The organism is Streptomyces sp. NPDC002265 (assembly GCF_040296125.1).
Classification (GTDB): Bacteria; Actinomycetota; Actinomycetes; order Streptomycetales; family Streptomycetaceae; genus Streptomyces.
In genome coordinates this window covers 1-23,067 of sequence record NZ_JBEOWS010000002.1, presented here as the reverse complement: position 1 = coordinate 23,067, position 23,067 = coordinate 1, and the positions used below count along the sequence as shown (strand labels likewise).

Annotated in this window: 20 protein-coding genes; 11 read left to right on the top strand and 9 right to left on the bottom strand. The window is 73.5% G+C overall.

Going from position 1 to position 23,067, the window contains the following annotated elements:
- Positions 1-13 precede the first annotated feature (13 nt).
- Positions 14-1,198 carry a quinolinate synthase NadA gene (gene nadA, locus ABT085_RS00515; RefSeq protein WP_351599979.1) on the top strand — a complete coding sequence of 395 codons (1,185 nt, stop codon included), beginning with the start codon at positions 14-16 and terminating at the stop codon, positions 1,196-1,198.
- Positions 1,199-1,220: 22 nt separating this feature from the next.
- Here the strand turns inward: nadA and ABT085_RS00510 are convergent, their stop codons facing one another.
- The 6 genes from ABT085_RS00510 to ABT085_RS00485 form a co-directional block, all read right to left on the bottom strand.
- A complete protein-coding gene (locus ABT085_RS00510; protein WP_351599977.1) occupies positions 1,221-3,485 on the bottom strand; it encodes a serine/threonine-protein kinase in 2,265 nt (754 codons plus the stop codon).
- A gap of 87 nt (positions 3,486-3,572) precedes the next feature.
- The gene (locus ABT085_RS00505; RefSeq protein WP_351599975.1) at positions 3,573-6,677 is read right to left on the bottom strand and encodes an efflux RND transporter permease subunit; all 3,105 of its coding nucleotides are present in this window, start codon (positions 6,675-6,677) and stop codon (positions 3,573-3,575) included.
- A gap of 165 nt (positions 6,678-6,842) precedes the next feature.
- On the bottom strand, positions 6,843-7,526 hold the full coding sequence (locus ABT085_RS00500; RefSeq protein WP_351599973.1) for a response regulator transcription factor: 684 nt from the start codon (positions 7,524-7,526) through the stop codon (positions 6,843-6,845).
- On the bottom strand, positions 7,523-8,755 hold the full coding sequence (locus ABT085_RS00495; RefSeq protein WP_351599971.1) for a sensor histidine kinase: 1,233 nt from the start codon (positions 8,753-8,755) through the stop codon (positions 7,523-7,525). Before ABT085_RS00495 ends, ABT085_RS00500 begins: the two co-directional genes overlap by 4 nt.
- A 241-nt stretch (positions 8,756-8,996) precedes the next feature.
- A complete protein-coding gene (pspAA, locus tag ABT085_RS00490) occupies positions 8,997-9,275 on the bottom strand; it encodes a PspA-associated protein PspAA (protein ID WP_351600104.1) in 279 nt (92 codons plus the stop codon).
- 40 nt (positions 9,276-9,315) lie between these two features.
- Positions 9,316-10,110 (bottom strand): PspA/IM30 family protein, encoded by a 795-nt coding sequence (locus ABT085_RS00485; protein WP_351599969.1) that lies wholly within the window; start codon positions 10,108-10,110, stop codon positions 9,316-9,318.
- A gap of 279 nt (positions 10,111-10,389) precedes the next feature.
- Between ABT085_RS00485 and ABT085_RS00480 the strand changes: the two genes are divergently transcribed.
- The gene (locus ABT085_RS00480; RefSeq protein WP_351599967.1) at positions 10,390-11,016 is read left to right on the top strand and encodes a DUF3043 domain-containing protein; all 627 of its coding nucleotides are present in this window, start codon (positions 10,390-10,392) and stop codon (positions 11,014-11,016) included.
- A gap of 83 nt (positions 11,017-11,099) precedes the next feature.
- Positions 11,100-11,801: a class I SAM-dependent methyltransferase gene (locus tag ABT085_RS00475; protein WP_351599965.1), complete on the top strand. Its 702-nt coding sequence runs from the start codon at positions 11,100-11,102 to the stop codon at positions 11,799-11,801.
- 154 nt (positions 11,802-11,955) lie between these two features.
- Here ABT085_RS00475 and ABT085_RS00470 read toward each other — a convergent pair whose 3' ends face one another.
- Positions 11,956-12,168, bottom strand: a complete 213-nt coding sequence (locus ABT085_RS00470; protein WP_351599963.1) for a hypothetical protein — start codon at positions 12,166-12,168, stop codon at positions 11,956-11,958.
- Between the two features lie 281 nt (positions 12,169-12,449).
- Here ABT085_RS00470 and ABT085_RS00465 point away from each other — a divergent pair, with 281 nt between their 5' ends.
- Positions 12,450-13,658, top strand: a complete 1,209-nt coding sequence (locus ABT085_RS00465) for a bifunctional adenosylcobinamide kinase/adenosylcobinamide-phosphate guanylyltransferase (protein ID WP_351599961.1) — start codon at positions 12,450-12,452, stop codon at positions 13,656-13,658.
- A 44-nt stretch (positions 13,659-13,702) separates the two neighbouring features.
- Here ABT085_RS00465 and ABT085_RS00460 read toward each other — a convergent pair whose 3' ends face one another.
- Positions 13,703-14,803: a class I SAM-dependent methyltransferase gene (locus tag ABT085_RS00460; RefSeq protein ID WP_351599959.1), complete on the bottom strand. Its 1,101-nt coding sequence runs from the start codon at positions 14,801-14,803 to the stop codon at positions 13,703-13,705.
- A 169-nt stretch (positions 14,804-14,972) separates the two neighbouring features.
- On the opposite strand from ABT085_RS00460, the gene cobT reads away from it, so the two are divergent.
- The 3 genes from cobT (at position 14,973) to ABT085_RS00445 (ending at position 18,751) form a co-directional block, all read left to right on the top strand.
- The gene (gene cobT / locus ABT085_RS00455) at positions 14,973-16,139 is read left to right on the top strand and encodes a nicotinate-nucleotide--dimethylbenzimidazole phosphoribosyltransferase (RefSeq protein ID WP_351599957.1); all 1,167 of its coding nucleotides are present in this window, start codon (positions 14,973-14,975) and stop codon (positions 16,137-16,139) included.
- A gap of 110 nt (positions 16,140-16,249) precedes the next feature.
- Positions 16,250-18,016 (top strand): phosphatidylglycerol lysyltransferase domain-containing protein, encoded by a 1,767-nt coding sequence (locus ABT085_RS00450; protein ID WP_351599955.1) that lies wholly within the window; start codon positions 16,250-16,252, stop codon positions 18,014-18,016.
- A 24-nt stretch (positions 18,017-18,040) separates the two neighbouring features.
- A complete protein-coding gene (locus ABT085_RS00445) occupies positions 18,041-18,751 on the top strand; it encodes a hypothetical protein (RefSeq protein ID WP_351599953.1) in 711 nt (236 codons plus the stop codon).
- A gap of 30 nt (positions 18,752-18,781) precedes the next feature.
- On the opposite strand, the gene ABT085_RS00440 is transcribed toward ABT085_RS00445, so the two are convergent.
- Entirely contained in the window at positions 18,782-19,552 is a 771-nt protein-coding gene (locus ABT085_RS00440; protein WP_351599951.1) for a hypothetical protein, read from the bottom strand.
- A 60-nt stretch (positions 19,553-19,612) separates the two neighbouring features.
- Between ABT085_RS00440 and ABT085_RS00435 the strand changes: the two genes are divergently transcribed.
- From ABT085_RS00435 to ABT085_RS00420, 4 genes are all read left to right on the top strand, one after another.
- Positions 19,613-20,401 carry an adenosylcobinamide-GDP ribazoletransferase gene (locus ABT085_RS00435; protein WP_351599946.1) on the top strand — a complete coding sequence of 263 codons (789 nt, stop codon included), beginning with the start codon at positions 19,613-19,615 and terminating at the stop codon, positions 20,399-20,401.
- Positions 20,402-20,493: 92 nt separating this feature from the next.
- Entirely contained in the window at positions 20,494-20,889 is a 396-nt protein-coding gene (locus tag ABT085_RS00430) for an RDD family protein (protein ID WP_351599944.1), read from the top strand.
- Positions 20,886-21,134, top strand: coding sequence for a hypothetical protein (locus ABT085_RS00425; RefSeq protein WP_351599942.1), 249 nt, complete (start codon positions 20,886-20,888; stop codon positions 21,132-21,134). Before ABT085_RS00430 ends, ABT085_RS00425 begins: the two co-directional genes overlap by 4 nt.
- A 390-nt stretch (positions 21,135-21,524) precedes the next feature.
- A complete protein-coding gene (locus ABT085_RS00420; RefSeq protein ID WP_351599940.1) occupies positions 21,525-23,051 on the top strand; it encodes a leucyl aminopeptidase in 1,527 nt (508 codons plus the stop codon).
- Positions 23,052-23,067: the final 16 nt, after the last annotated feature.

Sequence of the window (23,067 nt, the reverse complement as noted above, 5' to 3'; positions counted from 1 at the left end):
AAGGGTGCGTGTCGTGACCACCGCCCAGACCCCGGAGCTCGACGTACAGCCGACGCCCCTCGCCCTCCTGCTCCTCGGCCGCGAGGCCGACCCGAAGAGCGAGCGTGGCGTCGAATGCCCGGGCGACCTCCCCTCGCCGTCCGACCCGGACCTGGTCGAGCGCGCCCGCGCGGCCAAGGAGAAGCTCGGCGACAAGGTCTTCGTGCTCGGGCACCACTACCAGCGCGACGAGGTCATCCAGTTCGCGGACGTCACGGGCGACTCCTTCAAGCTGGCCCGGGACGCGGCCGCGCGCCCGGAGGCCGAGTACATCGTGTTCTGCGGTGTGCACTTCATGGCGGAGTCCGCGGACATCCTGACCGGCGACGACCAGAAGGTCGTCCTGCCGGATCTCGCCGCCGGCTGCTCGATGGCCGACATGGCCACCGCCGAGCAGGTCGCGGAGTGCTGGGACGTGCTGACCGAGGCCGGCATAGCCGAGCAGGTCGTCCCCGTCTCGTACATGAACTCGTCCGCCGACATCAAGGCGTTCACGGGCAAGCACGGGGGCACCATCTGCACCTCGTCCAACGCGAAGAAGGCGCTGGACTGGGCGTTCGAGCAGGGCGAGAAGGTCCTCTTCCTGCCCGACCAGCACCTCGGCCGCAACACCGCGGTGCGGGACATGGGCATGTCCCTCGACGACTGCGTGGTCTACAACCCGCACCGGCCGAACGGCGGCCTGACCGCCGAGCAGCTGCGCGACGCGAAGATGATCCTGTGGCGCGGCCACTGCTCGGTCCACGGCCGTTTCTCGCTGGACTCGGTCAACGACGTGCGCGAGCGCATCCCGGGCGTGAACGTCCTGGTGCACCCCGAGTGCAAGCACGAGGTCGTGGCCGCGGCGGACTACGTCGGCTCGACGGAGTACATCATCAAGGCCCTGGAGGCCGCTCCGGCCGGCTCCAAGTGGGCCATCGGCACGGAGCTGAACCTGGTCCGCCGGCTGGCGAATCGTTTCGCGCCCGAGGGCAAGGAGATCGTCTTCCTCGACAAGACGGTCTGCTTCTGCTCGACCATGAACCGCATCGACCTCCCCCACCTGGTGTGGACCCTGGAGTCGCTGGCCGAGGGCAACCTCGTCAACCGCATCGAGGTCGACAAGGAGACCGAGACGTTCGCGAAGCTGGCGCTGGAGCGGATGCTGGCGCTGCCGTAACCGGCCCGCCCATGGACCCGGATCACCCCGGCTGCGGCTCCTGCCGGTCGGGGTGGGCCGGGTCCAGCGCGAAGACGGTCCCGTCGGGGCTGAGCACCACCAGGGAACCGCCGTCGGGATACACCCGCGCCGGGTGGGAACCGGTCGGGGCGACCTGCTCGGCCCGCGCCGGGGACTCCCACAGCAGGCGGCCCGTCGCGGTGTCGAGCGCGGCCGCCCGTCCGGAGGCGCTGGCCGCGAAGAGGGTGCGGCCCCGCTCGTCGGCGACGGGCGTGCCGGGCTGCTGGAGCGTGGTCGCGGTCGCCCACAGCCTCTTGCCCGTCGCGGGCTCGTGCGCGGTCACCCGGCCGCTGGAGGAGGCGAAGCAGAGCACGCCGCCCACCAGCGCCGCCGCGCCGCGCGGGCTGCCGGGCAGGCTCCTGCGCCGTACGGTCCCGGTGTCCGGGTCGATCAGCAGGACCCCGGTGTACGCCGGTTCCACGGCCGCCGACTCGTCCTGTCCGCCGCCGGACTCCAGGAAGACCGGATCACCGTCGAGGTCGCCGACGTGTTCGAGGTCGCCGTCCGGCACGCTCACCTTCCGGGTCGTGCCGTCGGCCGGGTCCACGGCGTAGAGCAGGGTGTGCGACGAACGGGCCGCGTCGAGGCAGACGGCGTACGCCAGGCTGCCGGTCCCGTGGAACCCGCAGAAATGGTCCGGCCCGGCGGGCAGGTCCGTGGTCCAGCGCGCGGTGCCCTGCCGCGGGTCGCGGGCCGTCACGCGCTCGCCGTCCGGCACCAGCAGCAGATCGCCGACGAGGGCGGGCTGGATCGTGCCGTCGTCCATCGGGCGCGACCAGAGCAGTTCACCGGTGCCGGAGTCGAGGGCCAGGACCTTGGCCACCCGGTCGGCGCCCGTGCTGCTCACGACCGACTGGCGGACCAGCAGCACACCGTCGTGCTCCCCGAGGACCGTGCTGTCGTAGTTCTCCTGTGCCGCCTCCGAGGGCACGGAGTCCGCACGCCAGGCGAGCTTCCCCGTCGACGCGTCGACGCGGACGGGGAAGACGCCCTGTCCTCCGCAGTACAGGGCGGCCTCGCCCATCGCGCAGGACAGGGTGTGGCCGGAGAGGGTCCCGTCCTCGTTCACCGGCCGGGTCACGCCGGAGAGCGCGGCCCCGTAGACCGAGGTCCGCCACGGCTTCCAGCCGGCGGGCAGCGCCGCCCAGCGCGATGCCGCGGGCGAGGTCCTGGCGGCGCCGTCCGGCGGGGTGCTCCCCCGCGACGCCGTGCTCCCGTCCCTCCCCTGGAACGGGTCGAGCAGGACGTAGCCGGTGACCGCCAGGGCCAGGACACCCGCCGTTCCCGCCAGGACCGGCCACCGGCGCAGCCGGGAGCGGCGGTCCGGACGGGGTGCGGCGGCGGCCGGGGCGGTCCTGTCGCGCGGCGGGCCGGAGGGCGACAGACGCAGGGTCACCGTCTCCCGGTCGCCGGCTGCCGGCTCGGGCAGCGCCTCGGCGAACTCCCGTCCCAGTTCCTCCAGTCCGGGCCGGTCGCCGGCCTTCTTGGCCAGGCAGCGGATCAGCAGCGAGCGCAGCGGCTCCGCGACCGCGTCCACCGAGGGCTCCTCGTGCATGACGCGGTACGCCGTCATGTAGGGGCTGTCGGCGTCGAAGGGGCCGCTGCCGGTCGCGGCGAACACCAGCAGCGCACCGAGGGAGAAGACGTCCGAGGCGGGTCCGACCGAGCGGGCGTCCTCGAACTGCTCCGGCGACATGAACGGCGGGGTGCCGATCACATGACCGGTCTCGGTGAGGGGCAGGTTCTCCGCCGCGCGGGAGATGCCGAAGTCGATGACCCGTGGGCCGTCCTCGGCCATCAGGACGTTGCCGGGCTTGAGGTCGCGGTGGACGACCCCGGCCCGGTGGATGTCCCGCAGGGCCTCCACCAGCCCCAGTGCCAGCAGGCGCAGCCGCGCCCCCTTCAGCGGGCCCGTGTCCTGGATCAGGGCGGAGAGCGCGGGGCCGGGCACGTACTGGGTGGCCATCCAGGGCCGGGAGGCCTCCGGGTCGGCGCCCACGACCGGGGCGGTGAAGGCGCCGCTCACCTTGCGGACGGCCTCGATCTCCTGACGGAAGCGGGCCCGGAAGACGTCGTCCTGCGCGTACTGGGCGTGCACCACCTTGACCGCGACCTCACGGCCCGACCGGGAGCGGCCCAGATAGACGACGCCCATGCCGCCGGACCCGAGGCGGTCGACGATCCGGTATCCGCCGAGCGTCCTCGGATCGTCCGTGTGCAGCGGCAACGCCCCGATTCCCTTCCCCCGCAATGCAGTTCGAGTTCACAGGATATGAAACCCGTACGGAGGAAGGGACATCGGAGCGGTGTGCGGTCAGACTCCGGCGGGTTCCAGGGTCTTCTCGGGCTCCGCGGCCTGCCGCTTCGCCGCACGCTTCTTCGCGCGGCGCTCCTTGCGCAGCTCCAGCATCGCGTAGAGCGTCGGGACCAGCAGCAGCGTCAGCAGCGTGGACGTGATCAGACCGCCGATCACCACGACCGCCAGCGGCTGGGCGATGAAACCGCCCTGGCCGGTGACACCCAGCGCCATCGGCAGCAGCGCGAAGATCGTCGCCAGGGCGGTCATCAGGATCGGCCGCAGTCGGTGCCGGCCGCCCTCGACGACCGCCTCGACCACGCCGAGGCCCTGACCGCGGTACTGGTTGATCAGGTCGATCAGCACGATCGCGTTCGTCACCACGATGCCGATCAGCATCAGCATGCCGATCATCGCGGGAACACCCATCGGGGTGCCGGTGACCAGCAGCAGACCGATCGCGCCGGTCGCCGCGAAGGGGATGGAGACCAGCAGGATCAGCGGCTGGACCAGCGAGCGGAACGTCGCCACCAGCAGCATGAAGACGATCGCGATGGCCGCCAGCATCGCCAGGGCGAGGTTCTTGAACGCGTCGTCCTGGTCCTGCGAGACACCGCCGATCTCCGCCGTCGCGCCCGCCGGGAGCTTCAGGGAGTTCAGCTTCGCGGTGAGGTCGGCGCTCACCGCGCCGGTGTTGTCGCCCGTCGGCCGCGCGGTGACGGTCGCCGCCCGGCGGCCGTCGATGCGGGTCATCGACACCGGGCCGTCGGCCAGCTCCACCGTGGCGATGTCGCCCAGCTTCACCGCGCCCAGCCGCAGGTCGCGCAGCTGCGCCAGAGTCGTGGCCGGCTCGGCCGACTTGATGACGACGTCGCGCTCGGTGTCGTCGACGATCGCCTTCGCGGCCGTCGTACCGCGCACCGCCTGGGCGACCGCCAGACCCAGCGTCTGGTCGTCGAAGCCCGCGGCGGCGGCCTTGTCGTTCGCCTTGACCGAGATGCGCGGCACGCTCTGGGACAGGTCGCTGGTGACGTCCGTGACGTCGTCGAGACCGGCCACGGCGTCGCGGACCTCGCCCGCCGCCTTGCGCAGCACGTCCGCGTCGGCCGCCTTGACGACCACGCTGAGGTCCTGGCTGCCGAAGCCGTCACCGGCGGCGACCGTGGTCGTACCGGCGCCCTTCAGCCCGGCCAGGCCCTTCTCGATGCGGCTGCGCACATCGTCGGCCGACGCCGAGTCCTCCAGCATGACCTGGTACGACGCCTGGTTGGTGTCGGTGCCGCCGCCGAAGGCCGCCATGAAGCCGGACGAGCCGATGGTGACCTGGTAGTCCTTGACGCCCTTCACCCCGGCGAGCAGCTTCTCGACCTGCTGCGCCTGCTCGTCGGTGGCCGCCAGGCTCGTGCCCGGCGCCAGCTTCTGCTTGACGGTGAGGACTTCCTGCTCGCCCTGGTCGAAGAAGTTGGTCTTCAGCAGCGGCGCCATCGCGAAGGTCCCGATCAGGACCACCACGGCGATGGCGACGCTGGTCAGCCGGCGGCGGGTCGCGAAGCGCAGGACCGGCACGTAGAAGCGCTGGAGGCGGCTGGCCGCCTCCTTCTCCTCGGCCTGGCGGCGGGCCTCCGCGGCGTCGGCCGGGGTGCCCTTGGGGGCGCGCAGGAACCAGTAAGACAGCACCGGCACGACTGTCAGGGAGACCAGCAGGGAGGCCAGCAGGGCCGCGGTCACCGTGATGCTGAACGAGCCGAACAGCGCGCCCACCATGCCGCCGACCAGACCGATCGGCAGGAACACGGCGACCGTGGTCAGGGTGGAGGAGGTGACCGCGCCGGCCACCTCGCGGACCGCGCCGAGGATCGCGGCCTGGCGCTCCTCGCCGTAGCCGAGGTGGCGCTTGATGTTCTCCAGGACGACGATCGAGTCGTCCACGACCCGGCCGATCGCGATGGTCAGCGCGCCCAGCGTCAGCATGTTCAGGGAGAGGTCGCGCGTCCACAGCACGATCAGCGCCAGGACCACGGACAGCGGGATGGAGACCGCCGTCACCAGCGTCGAGCGGATCGACGCGAGGAAGACCAGGATCACCAGGACCGCGAAGAGCAGGCCGAGGCCGCCCTCGGTGGTCAGGCCCTCGATGGCCTTGGACACGGCGGGACCCTGGTCGCTGACGACCGTGATCGTCGTGCCGGAGCCGAGGTCCTTGCGCAGATCCGGCAGCTTGTCCTCGACGGCCTTGGAGATCGCGACCGCGCTGCCGTCGTGGTCCATGGTGACCATCACGGCGAGGCTCGGCTTGCCGTTCGTGCGGGTGATGGAGTCGGCCGGGGCCTCCTGCTGGCGCACCTCGGCCACGTCACCGAGGCGCGCCGGCTTGCCGCCGGGCCGCCCGGTCACCCTCAGGTCCTGGATCTGGGCCACCGAGGTGTAGCCGCCGCCGACCCGGACGGTACGGCTCTTGCCGTCCTCGTCGAAGGAGCCGGCCGGCATGGTCGCGCCGCCCGCCTGGAGTGCCTGCGCGAGACCGGCCGTGGTCAGGCCCGCCTTCCTCAGCTTCGCGTCGTCGGGAGTGACGGTGATCTGGAGGTCGCGTACGCCGTTGACCATGACCCGGCCGACGCCGTCCACGTTCTTCAGGACCGGCACCACCGAGCGGTCGATCCGGTCGGCCAGCGCCTGCTGGTCCATCCCCGAGGTGACGGCGAGGACGACGGTCGGCATGTCGTCCGTCGAACCGGCGATGACCTGCGGGTCCACGGCGTCGGGCAGCTGGGCGCGGGCCCGGTTGACGGCGAGCTGGACGTCGGCGACGAGCTGCTTGGTGTCGTTGCCGTAGTCGAAGGACGCCATGATCACGGCGTTGCCCTCGCTGGCCGTCGAGGTGACGCCGGTAATACCGTCGACCCCGTCGAGGGAGTTCTCGATCGGCTCGACGACCTGCTTCTCGACGACGTCCGGGGACGCGCCCTGGTACGGCGCGAGCACCGACACCATGGGCAGTTCGATCGTGGGCAGGAGCTGCTGCTTGAGCTGCGGGATCGCGATCGCGCCGAACGCGATCGCGATGATGGACATCAGGCCTATCAGGGCCCGTTGCGCGAGGCTGATTCTGGACAGCCAGGACATGGGTCGGGGTCTCTTTTCGGGGAGCGGCAGAAGTCACGGAGCGTACACACGGACAGGTGAGCGCCCACAACTACACCCTGGGCCACCACCGGACCGTGATCCGTAGGCTCCAGGCCGATTTCCTCGCCGGACGTATACTCCCGGCGCAGTACGGCCGGGGTGGGGTCACTCCACCCTCGGGCGTACCAGGCCCGACTCGTACGCGATCACCACGAGCTGGGCCCGGTCGCGGGCGCCCAGCTTGGACATGGACCGGTTGACGTGCGTCTTCACCGTCAGCGGGCTGACCTCCAGACGCTCGGCGATCTCGTCGTTGGAGTGGCCGCCCGCGACCTGGACGAGCACCTCGCGCTCACGCACGGTCAGGGTGGCCAGCCGCTCGGTGCGGGCCGGGTCCGCGGCGCCCTCGGAGGCGTCGCCCTGGGCGAGGAAGCGGGCGATCAGCCCCTTGGTGGCGGCCGGGGACAGCAGCGCCTCCCCCGCGGCGGCGATCCGGATGGCGGCGAGCAGTTCCTCCGGTTCGCTGCCCTTGCCGAGGAAGCCCGAGGCGCCCGCGCGCAGCGACTGGACGACGTAGTCGTCGACCTCGAAGGTGGTGAGAATTACCACGCGGACCCGCGCCAGGGCAGGGTCGGCGCTGATCAGCCGGGTGGCGGTGAGGCCGTCGGTGCCGGGCATGCGGATGTCCATGAGGACGACGTCGGCGCGTTCCTGTCCGGCCAGCCGGACCGCCTCGGCTCCGTCGGCCGCCTCCCCCACCACCTCCATGTCGGGCTCGGAGTCGACGAGGACGCGGAAGGCACTGCGCAGCAGCGCCTGGTCGTCGGCGAGCAGGACGCGGATGGTCATACGGGCTCCCCCCGCTCCCCCGCGGCGACGGTGCGGGTCTTTACCGGCAGGATCGCATGGACGCGGAAGCCGCCCCCGTAGCGGGGACCGGTGGTGAGGGTGCCGCGCAGCGCGGTGACGCGTTCACGCATGCCGAGCAGTCCGTGGCCGCCGCCGGCCTGCGGGACGACATCCTGGGCCGGGCGGCCGTCGTCGAGGACGGTGACCTCGATATGGGGTCCCACGCGTACGACGCTGACCTCGGCCTTCGCGGCGGAGCCCGCGTGCTTCTGCACGTTGGTGAGGGCCTCCTGGATGACGCGGTAGGCGGCGAGGCCGACGGCGGCGGGCAGGGCGGTGTCCTGGTCGGCGCGGGCCACCTCGACCTGGAGACCGGCGCTGCGGAAGGTCCCGGCGAGCTCGTCCAGGCGGTCGAGACCGGGGGCCGGCTCGGTGGGGGCCTCGGGGTCGCCGGACTGGCGCAGCAGCCCGACGGTGGCCCGCAGTTCGTTGAGCGCCGAGCGGCTGGCCTCGCGGACGTGGGCGAGGGCTTCCTTGGCCTGGTCGGGGCGCTTGTCCATGACGTGGGCGGCGACTCCGGCCTGCACGTTGACCAGGGCGATGTGGTGGGCGACGACGTCGTGCAGGTCGCGGGCGATGCGCAGGCGCTCCTCGGCGACCCGGCGGCGGGCCTCCTCCTCGCGGGTGCGTTCGGCGCGGTCGGCGCGGTCGCGGATGGCCTGCACGACGGCGCGGCGGCTGCGCACGGCGTCCCCGGCGGTGGCGCCGATACCGGTCCAGGCGAGGATCGCCAGGTTCTCCTGGGCGTACCAGGGCAGCGGGCCGGCCAGCATGGACGCGCCGGTCAGCACGGTCATGGTGAGCAGTCCCACCCGCCAGGTGGTGGGGCGGTCGGTGGTGGCGGCGACGGTGAACAGGGCGATCACGGCACACATCGCGACCGGGGCGCGCGGGTCGCCGGTGACGCTCTCGACGAGGGCGAGTCCGCCGGTGACCGCGAGAACGGCCATCGGGGCGCTGCGGCGGAAGACCAGGGCCATCGCGCCCAGGGCGATCAGCAGCAGGCTGAAGAGATCCGGCGCGCGCAGGACCCAGCTGACGTCGCGCTCCTGGTGCGCCTGCACGAAGGAACCGGCCACCATGCACACCAGCGCCCCCGCCGCGAGCGCCGCGTCCAGCGCCAGGGGATGGGCCTGGAGGCGGCATCGGGCGCGTTCGAGGGTGCTCACGGTCGGGACGGTTCCAGGGGGTTCACGGTGGAAACAGTACGGGCAGTCGCCGGTGCCGGAACAGGTCCGGTTCCGGGCGCGTGGAGGGCGCGGCACGGCGCACGGCGCCGCGTCGGGGCGCACACCATGAACCCTCCCGTGGACGTCGCGGATCACCGCGTACGGACCCGCGTCGCGGCGCGTGCGGCGGGGCACCACCCCGGGCGGCGGCCGGCGGCCGCGCCCGGGGTCGGCGGGCGGGTCAGCCCGGGATCAGGCCCTCGTCGCTGAGCAGATCCCGGACCTCCTCCAGCGTCGCGTCCGCGGCGGGGAGGATGAGCTGCGAAGGCTCCAGGGCGTCGTCCGGGAGCGGTTCGCCCAGGTCGTGGACCTTGTCGAGCAGCGCCTTGAGCGTGCGGCGGAAGCCGGGGCCGTCGCCCTTCTCCACCTCGGCCAGAAGCTCGTCGTCGAGCTTGTCGAGCTCGGCGAGGTGGCCGTCGGCCAGCCTCACCTGTCCCTCCCCCATGATCCGTACGATCATGTCGCCCTCCTCGGCGTGGGCCTCGGTCACGGTCCGGTGATCACTGCTTGTCGAAGCGCGGGGTGTCCTGCGGCTGCTGGGACTGCGACCGGCCGGTGCCGCCCTCGATGGCCTGCTGGCCCGAGGAGCTGCCCCCGGCCAGTTCCGCCTTCATGCGCTGGAGCTCCAGCTCCACGTCCGTACCGCCGGAGATCCGGTCCAGCTCGGCCTGGAGGTCGTCCTTGGCCGTGCCGGTGGGGTCGTCGAGGACACCCGAGGCGAGGAGTTCGTCGAGGGCGCCGGCGCGGGCCTGGAGCTGGGCCGTCTTGTCCTCGGCCCGCTGGATGGCCAGGCCGACGTCGCCCATCTCCTCCGAGATGCCGGTGAAGGCCTCGCCGATCCGGGTCTGGGCCTGGGCCGCCGTGTAGGTCGCCTTGATCGTCTCCTTCTTGGTGCGGAAGGCGTCGACCTTGGCCTGGAGCCGCTGCGCGGCCAGCGTGAGCTTCTCCTCCTCGCCCTGGAGCGTCGCGTGCTGCGTCTCCAGGTCCGTCACCTGCTGCTGGAGCGCGGCGCGACGGGAGAGCGCCTCACGGGCCAGGTCCTCACGGCCCAGCGCGAGCGCCTTGCGGCCCTGGTCCTCCAGCTTGGAGGACTGCTGCTGGAGCTGGTTGAGCTGGAGTTCCAGGCGCTTGCGCGAGGTCGCCACGTCGGCGACGCCCCGGCGCACCTTCTGGAGCAGCTCCAGCTGCTTCTGGTACGAGTAGTCGAGGGTCTCGCGCGGGTCCTCGGCCCGGTCAAGGGCCTTGTTCGCCTTCGCGCGGAAGATCATCCCCATACGCTTCATGACACCGCTCATGGGCTTCGCGCGCCCCCTTCTGACGGACTCCGGCTCCAGCCACTGCAACAGAACCCACAGTACGGGCCCTGCATCCATTACCGCACTGTTCGGGGACGGATGCGCTCATCCCCAAGGACGACTGCCGGCCCACCCGCTCCGGCGTGAGGAGTAGGTGTTCCCCGGGGATCGCCCCCGGTGGCCCCCCGGGTGTTCGCCCGGTGAACCGTCCGCGACCTGCTCCCTGCCCCCGTACAGACGCCCGGTGTTGCCGGATCGTTCCCGGCCGGGCTGGGGTCCATGCCGCCGCACCCCGTACCCTTGGGTTTTGTGTTCCGTAGCCGTGCCAAGGAAGAGAAGGCCCCCGCCGACAAGGCGCAGGTGACCGACTCCAAGCAGACCCGCCACCCGCAGGCCCCCAAGGGCCGGCCCACGCCCAAGCGCAGTGAGGCCCAGTCCCAGCGCCGCAGCGTCGCCAACACCTCGCTGTCGCGCAAGGACGCAGCCAAGCGTCAGCGCGAGGAGCGGCGTCAGGCCATGGACCGCCAGCGCCAGGCGCTGGCCAGCGGGGACGAGCGGTACCTACCGGTCCGCGACAAGGGCCCGGTCCGCAAGTACGCCCGTGACTTCGTCGACTCGCGCTTCAACATCGCCGAGTTCTTCCTGCCGATGGCCGTGGTCATCCTCGTGCTGAGCGTGGTGCGGGTGCCGTCGGTGCAGAGCATCGCGCTGCTGCTGTGGATGGTCGTGATCGTGCTGATCGTGCTGGACTCGGCCGTGTCCGGCTTCCGGCTGCGCAAGCAGCTCACCGAGCGCTTCCCCGACCAGCGGCGCAAGGGCGCGGTCGCCTACGGGCTGATGCGCTCGCTCCAGATGCGCCGGCTCCGGCTGCCCAAGCCGCAGGTCAAGCGCGGAGAGCGGCCCTGAGTACGACGTCGTTCACCGGGGGCGCGGCCGATGCCTGGCTGAGCAGGCTGGGCGGGTTGCGGAATGTCGTACGACAGGAGCTGGTGGCTCGCCAGCTCGACGAGCAGATAGCCGGGCGGTTCGCCGTCGGGCAGCGCCTTCGGGTGCTCGACGTCGGGATGGGCCAGGGCACGCAGGCGCTGCGGCTGGCCCGGGCCGGTCACCAGGTGACCGGCCTCGAACGGGACGCGACGATGGCCGCGACGGCGCGGGAGGCACTGGCGTCTGAGCCGGAGGGGATCCGCGACCGGATGCGGATCGTCGAGGGCGACGGCCGGGACACCGGGGTGCACTTCCTGCCGGGCAGTTTCGATCTCGTGCTGTGCCACGGCGTCCTCATGTACGTCGAGGAGCCCGACCCGCTGGTGGCCGGGCTCGCGCGGATGCTCGCGCCGGGCGGCCTGCTGTCGCTGCTGGTGCGCAACGCGGACGCGCTGGCGATGCGGCCGGGGCTGTCCGGGGACTGGGCCCGGACGCTGGAGGCCTTCGACAGCACGGTCTACCGCAACCGGCTCGGTCTCGACGTGCGCGCGGACCGGCTCGCCACCCTGACCGCCACACTGGCCGGCATCGGAGCCCCGCTGCACACCTGGTACGGGGTTCGGGTCTTCACGGACACCGCGGTGGACGGCGCGCAGCCGCCCGACGACATCGACACCCTGCTGGCGGCCGAGGAACGGGCCGGACGCACGGACCCCTACCGGGCGACGGCGGCACTGCTGCACCTGTGCGGCGTGCGCGGCTGACTTTCCGCTCCCCGCTCCCCGGTCCCGTGAACCGGCCGGGCGAGCGGACGACGGTGACGTTCCCGCGCGCCGGAGCCGGCCCGGCCGGTACAGGGGACGAACGCCGGACGCGCGGTGCGGGGCGAGGGCCGGGTCGAAGGCCCTCGCCCGGAACTCAGGACTCCTCGGCGTTCAGGCTCATCGGCCCGTAGATCTCGGTGGAGTCCTCGAACAGCCGCACCTGGTCGGCGCCCCCTTCGAGCAGGGCCTTCCAGTTCTCCCCGATCCAGGACTCGGCGTCCCCCTGCGTCGTGAACTCCTCGGGCTGCACCGCGGGCTGGACCTCCGTCCCGTCGGCCTTCTCGAACCGCCACAGCCATGCCGCCATGTACGCCTCCCAGATGTAAGCACATGCGGAGCAGGAGCCGGATCACCGTCCGGCCCCTGCTCGCAGCCTATGCGCTCGGCCGGGTCGGCCGTGAGCAGGCTGCGGAGGAAGATCGGCCGGCGCGGCCGTGCGGACCGGACCGGCTCCGCGGGCCGGCCGCGCGGTTGCGGCCGCGGTACGGCCGCGCGCTCCGGCGTCCGGGCGTGCGCCCGGGGCGGGACACGGGCTCCGGGGAGGTCTTGATCACGCGGGACCGGCCGGGACAGGCGAAAATCGTCGGTGTGGATCTGACTCTGCTCGGCACCGGTGCCCCCGCGGGCCTCCCCCGCCCCGACTGTCCCTGCGCGGCCTGCGCGTGTGCGCTGGCCGCGGACGCGCGGGCGGCCACCTCACTGCTCGTGGACGGCACACTCCTGCTGGACCTGACGCCCGGCGCCGCCTTCGCGGCGGCGCGGGCCGGGCGCTCGCTGGCCGGCGTACGTCAGGTGCTGCTGTCGCATCCGCACGACGGTCCTGCAATGGAGGTGCCGGCCGGGCTGCCGCAGCCCGGCCGGGTGCCGGACGGACGGGAGTTGGCGCTGCTGACGGGACATCGGGTGCGGGCGGTGGCGATGGACGCGCCGGGCACGGGGTACGCGGTGACCGGACCGGACGGCCAGCGGCTGCTGTATCTGCCGCCGGGGTGTGCGCCGGCCGGGCTGACGGAGGGCGGCGACGCGGCGGCGCCGTACGACATGGTGCTCGCCGATGTCGTGGGGCGGCCGGACGCGCTCGCGAAGCTGCGGGCGGCGGGGGCGGTGGGGCCGACGACGGACGTCGTCGCCGTCCACCTCGATCACGACGTGCCGCCGGGACCCGAGCTGCGGCGGCGGCTCGCTGCGGCCGGGGCGCGGACGGTGCCGGACGGGACGACGCTGGCGGTGGGGGTGTACGAGGACGTGCCCGACGTGCCCCGGCGGACGCTGGTGCTCGGCGGTGCCCGCTCGGGCAAGTCGGTGGAGGCCGAGCGCCGGCTGGAGTCGTTCCCCGACGTGCTCTACGTCGCCACGGGAGGTACCCGCCGTGGCGACCAGGAGTGGGCCGGGCGGGTCGCGGCGCACCGGGAGCGGCGCCCGGGGTCGTGGCGGACGGCGGAGACGTGCGACCTGGTGCCGCTGCTGGCGGAGGACGGGCCGCCGCTGCTGATCGACTGTCTGTCGCTGTGGCTCACCGACGCGATGGACTCCGTCGGCGCGTGGGACGACGCGGTGTGGGCGGACGGGGGCGAGAAGGCGCTGCGCAAGCGGGTGCGGGAGCTGACCGCGGCGGTGCGCGCCGCCCGGCGGACCGTCGTCGCCGTGTCGAACGAGGTGGGGTCGGGGATCGTGCCGGCCACCGCCTCGGGGCGGCGCTACCGGGACGAACTGGGCCGGCTCAACGCCGCGTTCGCCGGGGAGTGCGAGCAGGTGCTGCTGGTGGTGGCGGGGCAGGTGCTGACGCTGCGCGGCTGACGTCCGCACCGGCCGTGGGAAGCGGATCCGGCCGGCCGCGGAGGTCAGTCGCGGCGGGCGATGACCCGGTAGGTGTTGGAGAAGCGGGTGCGGCGCAGCAGCGGGGCCAGGAGGTGGTCCAGCGCCGCGGCCGCCGCGACGAACGGTGTGCTCGCCCCGAGCAGTGCGCTGCGCAGCCGCCGCCGCAGCGCGCCGGGCGGGACCGCCCGCCAGGGGGCGTCCGGCGCGGGCAGGGCGCGGGTGACGGCGAGGGTCAGGGCGCCGGCCAGGTCGTACGGGACATGGCCGGCCCGGCGGTCGACGGTGACGATCGTGCAGCCCCGGGACTCCAGTTCCGCGCACAGGTTGGGCAGCGGGATCAGCTGGAGGTGGCGGGGCTGGCCGTACGGAAGCCACCACTTGCCGAGCAGCGTCGCGAACGCGCTGCGCGGGTCGCGCAGTTCGAGCAGCAGATGGCCGCCGGGCCGGAGCACCGCGAGGGCGGCGTGGAGTTCCGCGCGGGGGTCGGTCGTGTGTTCCAGGTGGCGGAGCATGCTCACCACGTCGTAGCGGGCGCGCAGCCGGGCGGCGATCTCCGGGGAGGTCAGCCGGCCCACGTGGGCCTCCTCGACCCGCCCGGCCGCGCGGGCGCGGGCCACCCGGGGGGTGGGGTCCAGACCGTCGAAGGAGGTGTAGGCGAACACCTGCTTGGCGGTCTCCGGGAAATGTGCGTGTCCCGTGCCCACGTCCAGCCAGCTCTCCGGCTCGGGGAACGGCAGCATCGCGCGGGCGGTGGCGTGCAGCCGTCCCCGGCGGGCCCGCGCGGCGAAGGCGCCCGTCGTGCGGACGGCGACCTCGTCGGGATGCGTCTCGTGCAGGTCCCGCTGGTAGAAGGCGATGCCCTCGGCGGTCAGGCGGGGGTTCTGGAAGGCGTGCGCGCAGTCCCGGCACTCGTCGACGACGAAGCTGCCCGGCTTGCCCTGAACCAGGTCGGGGGCGCGCAGCCGGGTGCGCAGCCGGGCCGAGCCGCACCAGGGGCAGTCCGCGCGGCGCGGTTCGTGGAAGCGGTCCGTGCCCAGGGCGAGTTCGGCGGCGTAGCGGGCGCGGCGCCGTTCGGCGTGGGGAGCGGTGGGGACGGCGGGGGGCGGGACGGGCTGCGAGGACATGAGCGGCTCCCGGTGGGGCGAGAGGGCGACGGCCGGGCAGGGTCGAGGTCCGACCATTTCGTCGCAAAGTGGAACGTATGGGATCCAGATCTTGGGCGCAACGACGTCGTGCGCGCGGGGTGGCGATGTGGCGCCGTCACGTTCGACCGGTGCCGGTACTGTTCGGCGAATGAGCTCGCTGAATCTCGACGACTTCACCGATCTGATCGAGCGCCCCGACGGCGGGGTGCGCCGCGACGCCGAGGCGCGCCGGGAGCGTCAGATCGTGCCGCCCGGATCGCTGGGGCGCCTCGACGACCTGGGTGAGTGGCTGGCCGCGGCACAGTCGGCGGTGCCGGTGCGGCCGGTCGAACGGCCCCGCGTGATCCTCTTCGCCGGGGACCACGGCATCGCCGGGCGCGGTGTCTCGGCCCGGCCCGCGGGCAGCGCCGTGGAGCTGGTGCGGGCGGTGCTGGAGGGCGGCCGGCCCGTCTCGGTGCTGGCCCGGCGGCTGGGCGTACCGGTGCGGGTCGTGGACATGGCGCTGGACTGCGAACCGGACGAGCTGCCCGCGGACGTCGTGCGGCATCGGGTGCGGCGCGGCAGCGGGTCCATCGACGTCGAGGACGCGCTGACGCTCCAGGAGGCGGAGGCCGCGTTCCTCGCCGGGGTCGCGGTGGCCGACGAGGAGGCCGACTCCGGTACGGATCTGGTGGTGCTCGGCGATGTGAGCGTGGGCGGGACCACGGCGGCGGGGGTGCTGGTCGCCGCGCTGTGCGGCACCGACGCGTCCGTGGTGACCGGGCGGGGCGGGCTCGCGATCGACGACCTGGCTTGGATGCGCAAGTGCGCGGCGATCCGGGACGCGCTGCGCCGGGCCCGGCCGGTGCTCGGCGACCAGTTGCGGCTGCTGGCGACGGTGGGCGGCGCCGACCTCGCGGCGATGACCGGCTTCCTGCTCCAGAGCGCGGTGCGCAAGATGCCGGTGGTCCTGGACGGGGTCGTGGCGGCGGCGTGCGCGCTGGTCGGCCAGCGGATCGCGTTCCGGGCGCCGGACTGGTGGCTGGCCGGACACGGCAGCGGCGAGCCGGGGCAGGCCAAGGCGCTGGACCGGATGGCCCTGGAGCCGCTGCTGGAGCAGGGGCTGACCGTCGGCGAGGGAGCGGGCGCGCTGCTGGCCCTGCCCCTGGTGCAGGCCGCGGCGGCCCTGGCGGCGGAGCTCCCGGAGCGGCCGGAGGCCGAGAAGGCACAGGATCCGGACGCCGAAGAGGACGAGCAGGACGAGCAGGGCGAGCAGGCGCACGGGCTGGAGAAGCCGGAAGAGCCCGAGACGGCGGAGGCGCCCGAGGGCGTCTGACCGCACCCGGCCGGAGCCGGCTCGCGGGCGGCGGGGCGGCCGGCCGGCCGTCGGACAGGGCGGTGACGAAAGAGCGGTTCGCGGGAGACTCCCCCATATGATCAACCTTCATGGGAGATGTCCGTATCGCGCCTGTCCGGGACCGCCGTAGCACCGGAGCCTCGCGGCGGGCCGCGAGCCTCGCCGTCTGGTATCTGCGGGCGATCGCCTTCGTCAACTTCCTCAGCGCGGTGTGGGTCTCCCTGGGGCAGGACGTGCGCCGGCACAACCAGGAGAACCTCTTCACGCCGTACCTGCTGACGGCCGGGTTCGCGTCGGGTGTGTTCACCGCGTTCCTGGCCGTCACCATGCGCCGCCGCAAGCGGGCCGCGTGGATCCTGAACCTCGGGCTGAGCGGTCCGTTCCTGGTGCTGTTCGCCCTCGCGATGGCGTTCCCGGACATCCGGCAGTACGCGCAGAACTGGATCTCGCTCGGCCTCACCGCGGTCTTCGTGGGCGCCCTGCTCGTCGGGCGGCGCGAGTTCTACGCCAAGGGCGACCGTGCCAACCCCCGGCTCGCGGCGGTGGTCGCGACCGGCGGACTGCTGCTGTCCTCGCTGCTGGCCGCGCTGCTGGTGACGGTCACCAACCAGGCCGCGGACCCGGGCCTCTCGACGTTCGCCGAGCGCTGGCGGTACGGGACGCTGCGGCTGGTCTCGGTGGCGGCCGACGAGTCCCGCTACCCGGGCATCTCGACGCCCAACTGGGCCGACGTCGCCGTCAACGTCCTGAGCACGGCGCTGGTGCTGGCCGTGTTCTACGCCGCCTTCCGCTCCCGGCGCGCCGTCGACCCGCTCACCGAGGACGACGAGAAGCGACTGCGCGCCCTGCTCGGACAGCAGGGCGAGCGGGACTCGCTGGGGTACTTCGCGCTGCGCCGGGAGAAGAGCGTCGTCTGGTCGCCGACCGGCAAGGCGGCGGTCGCCTACCGGGTCGTCGGCGGGGTGTCCTTGGCCTCCGGGGATCCGATCGGGGACCCGGAGGCCTGGCCGGGGGCGATCGAGCCGTGGCTCGCCGAGGCCCGTGCGCACGGGTGGATCCCGGCCGTGATGGGGGCGGGCGAGGAGGCCGGCACGGTGTACGCGCGGCACGGCCTGGACGCGCTCGAACTCGGCGACGAGGCGATCGTGGAGGTCGCCGAGTTCACCCTGGAGGGGCGGGCCATGCGGACCGTGCGGCAGGCCTGCAACCGGGTGCGCCGGGCGGGCTGCACGGTCCGCATCCGGCGGCACGAGGACATCTCCGCGCAGGAGATGGCGGAACTCGTCGCACGGGCCGACGACTGGCGCGACGGGGCGACCGAGCGCGGGTTCAGCATGGCGCTGGGGCGGCTCGCCGACCCGGAGGACGGGCGCTGCGTGATGCTCGAATGCCTGGACGAGGACGGGCGGTTGCGGGCGTTGCTGTCCTTCGTGCCGTGGGGGCCGTACGGGCTCTCGCTCGATCTGATGCGGCGTGACCGCGGCTCCGACAACGGGCTGATGGAGTTCATGGTCATCGAACTGCTGCGGCGGGCCCACGAGATCGGGATCACTCAGGTGTCGCTCAACTTCGCGATGTTCCGTTCGGTCTTCGAACGTGGTGCGCGTCTCGGCGCCGGACCGGTGCTGCGGCTGTGGCGTTCGCTGCTCAGCTTCTTCTCGCGCTGGTGGCAGATCGAGTCGCTGTACCGGGCCAACGCCAAGTACCGGCCCATCTGGGAACCGCGGTTCCTGCTCTTCGAGAAGAGCGCGGACCTGCTGCGCATCGGTGTCGCGGCGGCACGGGCGGAGGGGTTCCTGGAGGCACCGGGGCTGCCCAAGTGGCTGCACCGCAGGCACCTGGACACCCACAGATGAGACCACGGGGATGAGGAACACCGGATGAACAGGATCGCCCGCTGGGCCCGCGCCGAATGGGGTCTGCTGTACGTCACGGTGCGCGAGCCGCTGCTGAAGCGGCGCTGGCGGGCGGTCCCGATGACGCTGGGGGCGGTGTGCCTGACGGCGGTGATACAGGTCGTGCAGAACCAGTCGTGGGGCTACGGGCTCGTGCAGGACGCCGGTGCCGTGCGCGCCGAGGACCCGCTGGGGCCGGCCCTGCTGCGTACGCCCCTGTCGCTGTTCGTGCCGGCGCTGGACCTGCCGGTGTGGGGCGCGCTCGCCCAGATCCTGATCGTGTTCGGGATCGCCGAGATCTGTCTGGGCCGGTGGCGGACCCTGCTCGTGGCTTACACCGCCACGCTGGCCGGGACGCTGTACGCCCGGCTGGGCATCGCGCTCGGCCCCGGCCGTCCGCTGGGGCTGCCCGTCTCGGACGCCCAGGTCGTGGACACCGGGCCGTCGGCGGCCGTGGTGGGGCTGGCGATCTGCCTCGGCTGGCGCTACGGCGCGTACGCGACCGCGGGCGCGGTGGCCCTGGCGATGGCCGTCGAGGTGCTGCTGAAGGAGAACCTGGCCGGCAAGGAGCATCTGGCGGCGATCGCGGCGACGGTGGCCCTGTGCGGTGCCACGGCGCTGCGGCACCGACTGCCGGACCGGGGCGCGGCGAAGCGGTTCGGCACCCGGGCGGACCTGTCGTCCGACCCGCCCTGACGCCGTCCGGGTGCAGCGGCCCGGCAGGCCCTACCGGTGGTCGGGGCCCGGCAGCCGGCCCGGTGCCGGGTCGGGCTTGCCGCCGATCCAGTCCTCCAGGGCGCGGCGGGGTCCGGCCCACCGGCGGTCGTGGCGGTAGGCCCGCAGCCGGGACCGGGCGCGGGCGCGCGGGCGGTGGCGGTAGCAGCGTCTGGCCCACAGGGATCCGGGGCGGGCCAGCCGGATCGCGCCGACCAGGGCGACGACGGGCACGATCACCCCGAAGACCGCGGTCCGCGCCTTGCCCTTGCTCAGCGCGACCAGGGAGAAGAGGAAGTTGACGGCGACGGTCGCGATGACGGTGCCGCGGTCCGCGATCTCGTCCTGGGAGAGGTCGTTGACGCCGAACGGGGCGAAGCCGGACAGCAGCAGCCCGACGAGGGCGGCGGTGAGCACCACGGCCTCCACGCTCTTGCGGCCCTCCTCGCTCCAGTAGACGTCGTCGAGGTGCAGGATCAGCGCGAACTCGTCCAGGACCAGGCCCGCGCCGATCCCGAAGACGACCGCGGACAGACCCGCGGGGAAGCCCTCACGGCCGCTGGCGACCGCCCCGAAGCCGCCGGCGACGGTGAGCACGACACCCGGGACCACGTGGTGGATGTGCAGGCCGCCCGCCTTGACGTTGCCGAAGGGGCCCCGGCCCGCCCGGATCATGCGGGTGACCACCCGGGTGACCGCGAAGGTGACGACGAAGGACATCAGGGCGAGCAGCAGGGGGAGTTTGCCCGGCTCGACGATGTTCCGGTACAACCAATGTCCCATATGCGCACCTTATCCAGGGTGGCCGCGGGTGCCGTCCCGCCCGCCCGGTAATCTGCGCCGATGCCCCAGACCCCCGCCTGGCCGGACGGCCTCCGCTTCGCCTTCGGCACCCTGACCGTGTTCCCGGTGCGGGTGACCCGGTGGGACCGGCAGGCAGCGCGCGCCGGAATGCTGTGCGCTCCGCTGGCCGGGCTGACGGTCGGCGCCGGTGCCGCCGCGCTCGGCGCGCTCCTGCTGTTCCTGAGGACCGGCCCGTCGCTCGCCGCCGTCGCCACCGTCGCCGTACCGGCCGCGCTCACCCGTGGGCTGCACCTCGACGGACTGGCCGACACCGCCGACGGGCTGGGCAGCAACAAGCCCGCCGAGGACGCGCTGCGGATCATGAAGCAGTCCGACATCGGCCCGTTCGGGGTGATCACGCTCGTCCTCGGGCTGCTCGCCCAGACGGCCGCGCTCGCCCAGCTGTACGGGGACTCCTGGGCCCGCGGGGCGCTCGCCGCCGTCGTCTCGGCGACCGCCGCGCGGCTGGCCCTGACCCTGGCCGCCCGCGGCGGGGTGCCGGCCGCCCGGCCCGAGGGCCTGGGGGCCGCGGTCGCCGGGGTGGTCCCGGCGCGGGCGGCGGCGGGGGCCGCGGGCGTCACGGTGCTCGCCGCCGCTGCCGCCGGCGCGCTCCTGGGGACGTACGACGCCGTCCGCACGGCCCTGTCGGTGCTCGCCGCCCTCGCCGTCGCCGAACTCCTGCTGCGCCACTGCACCCGCCGCTTCGGCGGGGTCACCGGCGACGTGTTCGGCGCCCTGGCCGAGACGGCCGCGACAGCCGCGCTCGTACTGCTGTCCCTAGGCCGCTAGTTCGCGGGCAGGCCTGTCGGCCGGGGCGCGGCCGGCGGAGCACTGGTCTGTTGCGCCTCACACGGACGGATGATCACGATCGGGGGACGTTCGTGCCGAAACTGCGCCGCGCCATGGCCTGGTTCATCGATTTCGCACTGGTGCTCGCGGGGGCCTCGGCGCTCGCGGTGCTCACCTTCCACCGGGTCTCCGCACTCGTCACCGCCGTGCCCGAACTCGCCACCCGCGGCGGCCTCGACCTGCCGGCCTCGCGCGGCGACGTCCCCGGCGCCGGGGAGCACTTCGGGCTGTCCCTGTGGAACAAGGCGGTGCTGTACGTCGAGGAGGCCTTCGGCCTGCTGGTCGTCGCCACCTTCCTCTACCGGTGGACCTGCCTCGCCCTGGCCGGACGCACCCTCGGCAAGGGCCTGCTCGGCCTGAAGGTCGACCGCACCGCACCGCGCCGTGCCGCACCGCGCCGCACCGGGCCGCGCTGCGGGCCGCGGTGACCACCGCCGCGGACGTCGCGATGTACGCCGTCGCCTGCGTGCTGCTCGTCGAGGGCCGCTTCCTGCTGTCGCTGACGGTGTGGGCGGTGGCGGTCGCCGTCTTCTTCCTCGACGCCCTGCCGGTCCTGCTGCCCGGCCGCCGCTCCCTCGCCGACCGGGTGGCCGGCACGGCCGTGACCGGCTTCGGGCTTCGCCACGGCGCCGCCGTGCCCGCGCCCGCTCCCGGGGCGGCACCGGCTCCGTAGCGAACTCGGCGCCACTGCAAGGGAGTCGGCGCGGCGGCGGCTCGCGGGCCGCGTCCCGGACCGGGCCGCCGACGGCGACGCCCGCGGCAGCCAGCCCGTGGTGAGGTCCGGGCGACGCGCCTCCGTTCGCGACCCGCCGGGTGTAGCCCGGGGCGGGGAGTGCGAGGATCGGGAAGTGACGACGACGCCACCGACGGGTGAACGCCCGCAGGAATGAGCGAAAGCCCTTACGCGCGTAGGCTCCTCCCAGACGTCCGCACCGGTCCGCCGCACCGGTGAGGGCCCTGGTGGAGACCGCTCCCGCCGGCCGCGCCAGGTCGGCACACGGGCCAGGTCGACCCACACCGTTCGGCCACAGACACTCCTCACCGGAAGCGAGATTCCACCACCGTGACTGCTCTCACTCTCAGCACCGCCGCGGCGCCCGGTCTCCGGGCCGACGCCATCGTGATCGGTGTCGCCAAAGGCTCGAAGGGTCCGGTCGTCGCACCGGGCGCCGAGGCCGTGGACCAGGCTTACGACGGCAGGCTCGCCGGCGTCCTCGAGACCCTCGGCGCCTCCGGTGCCGAGGGCGAGGTGACAAAGCTGCCCGCACCGACGGGCTTCAAGGCCCCCCTCGTGGTGGCGGTCGGCCTGGGCGCCGAGCCCGAGAAGGACGCCGCCTACGACGCCGAGGCGCTGCGCAGGGCCGCCGGCGCGGCCGCCCGCACCCTGACCGGGGTCAAGAAGGCCGCCTTCGCGCTGCCCCTCACCGACGCCGCCGCCCTGGGCGCGATCGCCGAGGGCGTGCTGCTCGGCGCGTACGCCTTCACCGCCTACAAGGACAACGGCAAGGACGCCAAGGCCCAGGCCGGCAAGGCCCCGCTGGCCGAGGCCGCGCTGCTCGGCGGCAAGCCCCGCGACAAGGAGCACAAGGCCGCCGTCGAGCGCGCCACGGCCGTCACCGAGGAGCTCAACCGCGCCCGTGACCTGATCAACATGCCGCCGAACGACCTGGACCCGGCGGCCTTCGCCGCCATCGCCCAGGCCGCGGCCAAGGAGCACGGCCTCAAGGTGCAGGTGCTCGACGAGAAGGCCCTGGAGAAGGGGGGCTACGGCGGCATCCTCGGCGTCGGCAGGGGCTCCGCCTCCGGCCCGCGCCTGGTCAAGCTCTCGTACACCTCCTCGAAGGCGGACAAGCACCTCGCCTTCGTCGGCAAGGGCATCACCTACGACTCGGGCGGCATCTCGCTCAAGCCCGCCGGTCACAACGAGACGATGAAGTGCGACATGAGCGGTGCCGCCGCCGTGTTCGCCGCGGTCGTCGCGGCCGCCCGCCTGGGCCTGGAGGTCAACGTCACCGGCTGGCTGGCGCTGGCCGAGAACATGCCGTCGGGCTCCGCCACCCGTCCGGGTGATGTGCTGCGCATGTACAGCGGCAAGACCGTCGAGGTCCTCAACACCGACGCCGAGGGCCGCCTGGTCCTCGCCGACGCGCTGTGGGCGGCCTCCCAGGAGAAGCCCGACGCCGTCGTGGACGTGGCGACCCTGACCGGCGCGATGGTCCTGGCGCTGGGCAGCCGCACCTTCGGCATCATGGCGAACGACGACTCGTTCCGCACCGCGCTGCACGAGGCCGCCGAGGAGGTCGGCGAGCCGGCCTGGCCGATGCCGCTGCCGGAGCACCTGCGCAAGGGCATGGACTCCCCCACCGCCGACATCGCCAACATGGGCGAGCGGATGGGCGGCGGCCTGGTCGCGGGCCTGTTCCTGCGCGAGTTCGTCGGCGAGGGCATCACCTGGGCGCACCTCGACATCGCGGGACCGGCCTTCAACGAGGGCGGGCCGTTCGGTTACACGCCCAAGGGCGGCACCGGCAGCGCGGTGCGCACCCTGGTGCGTCTCGCCGAGCTCACGGCGGCCGGCGACCTCGGCTGAGGACCGCGGTCCGCTC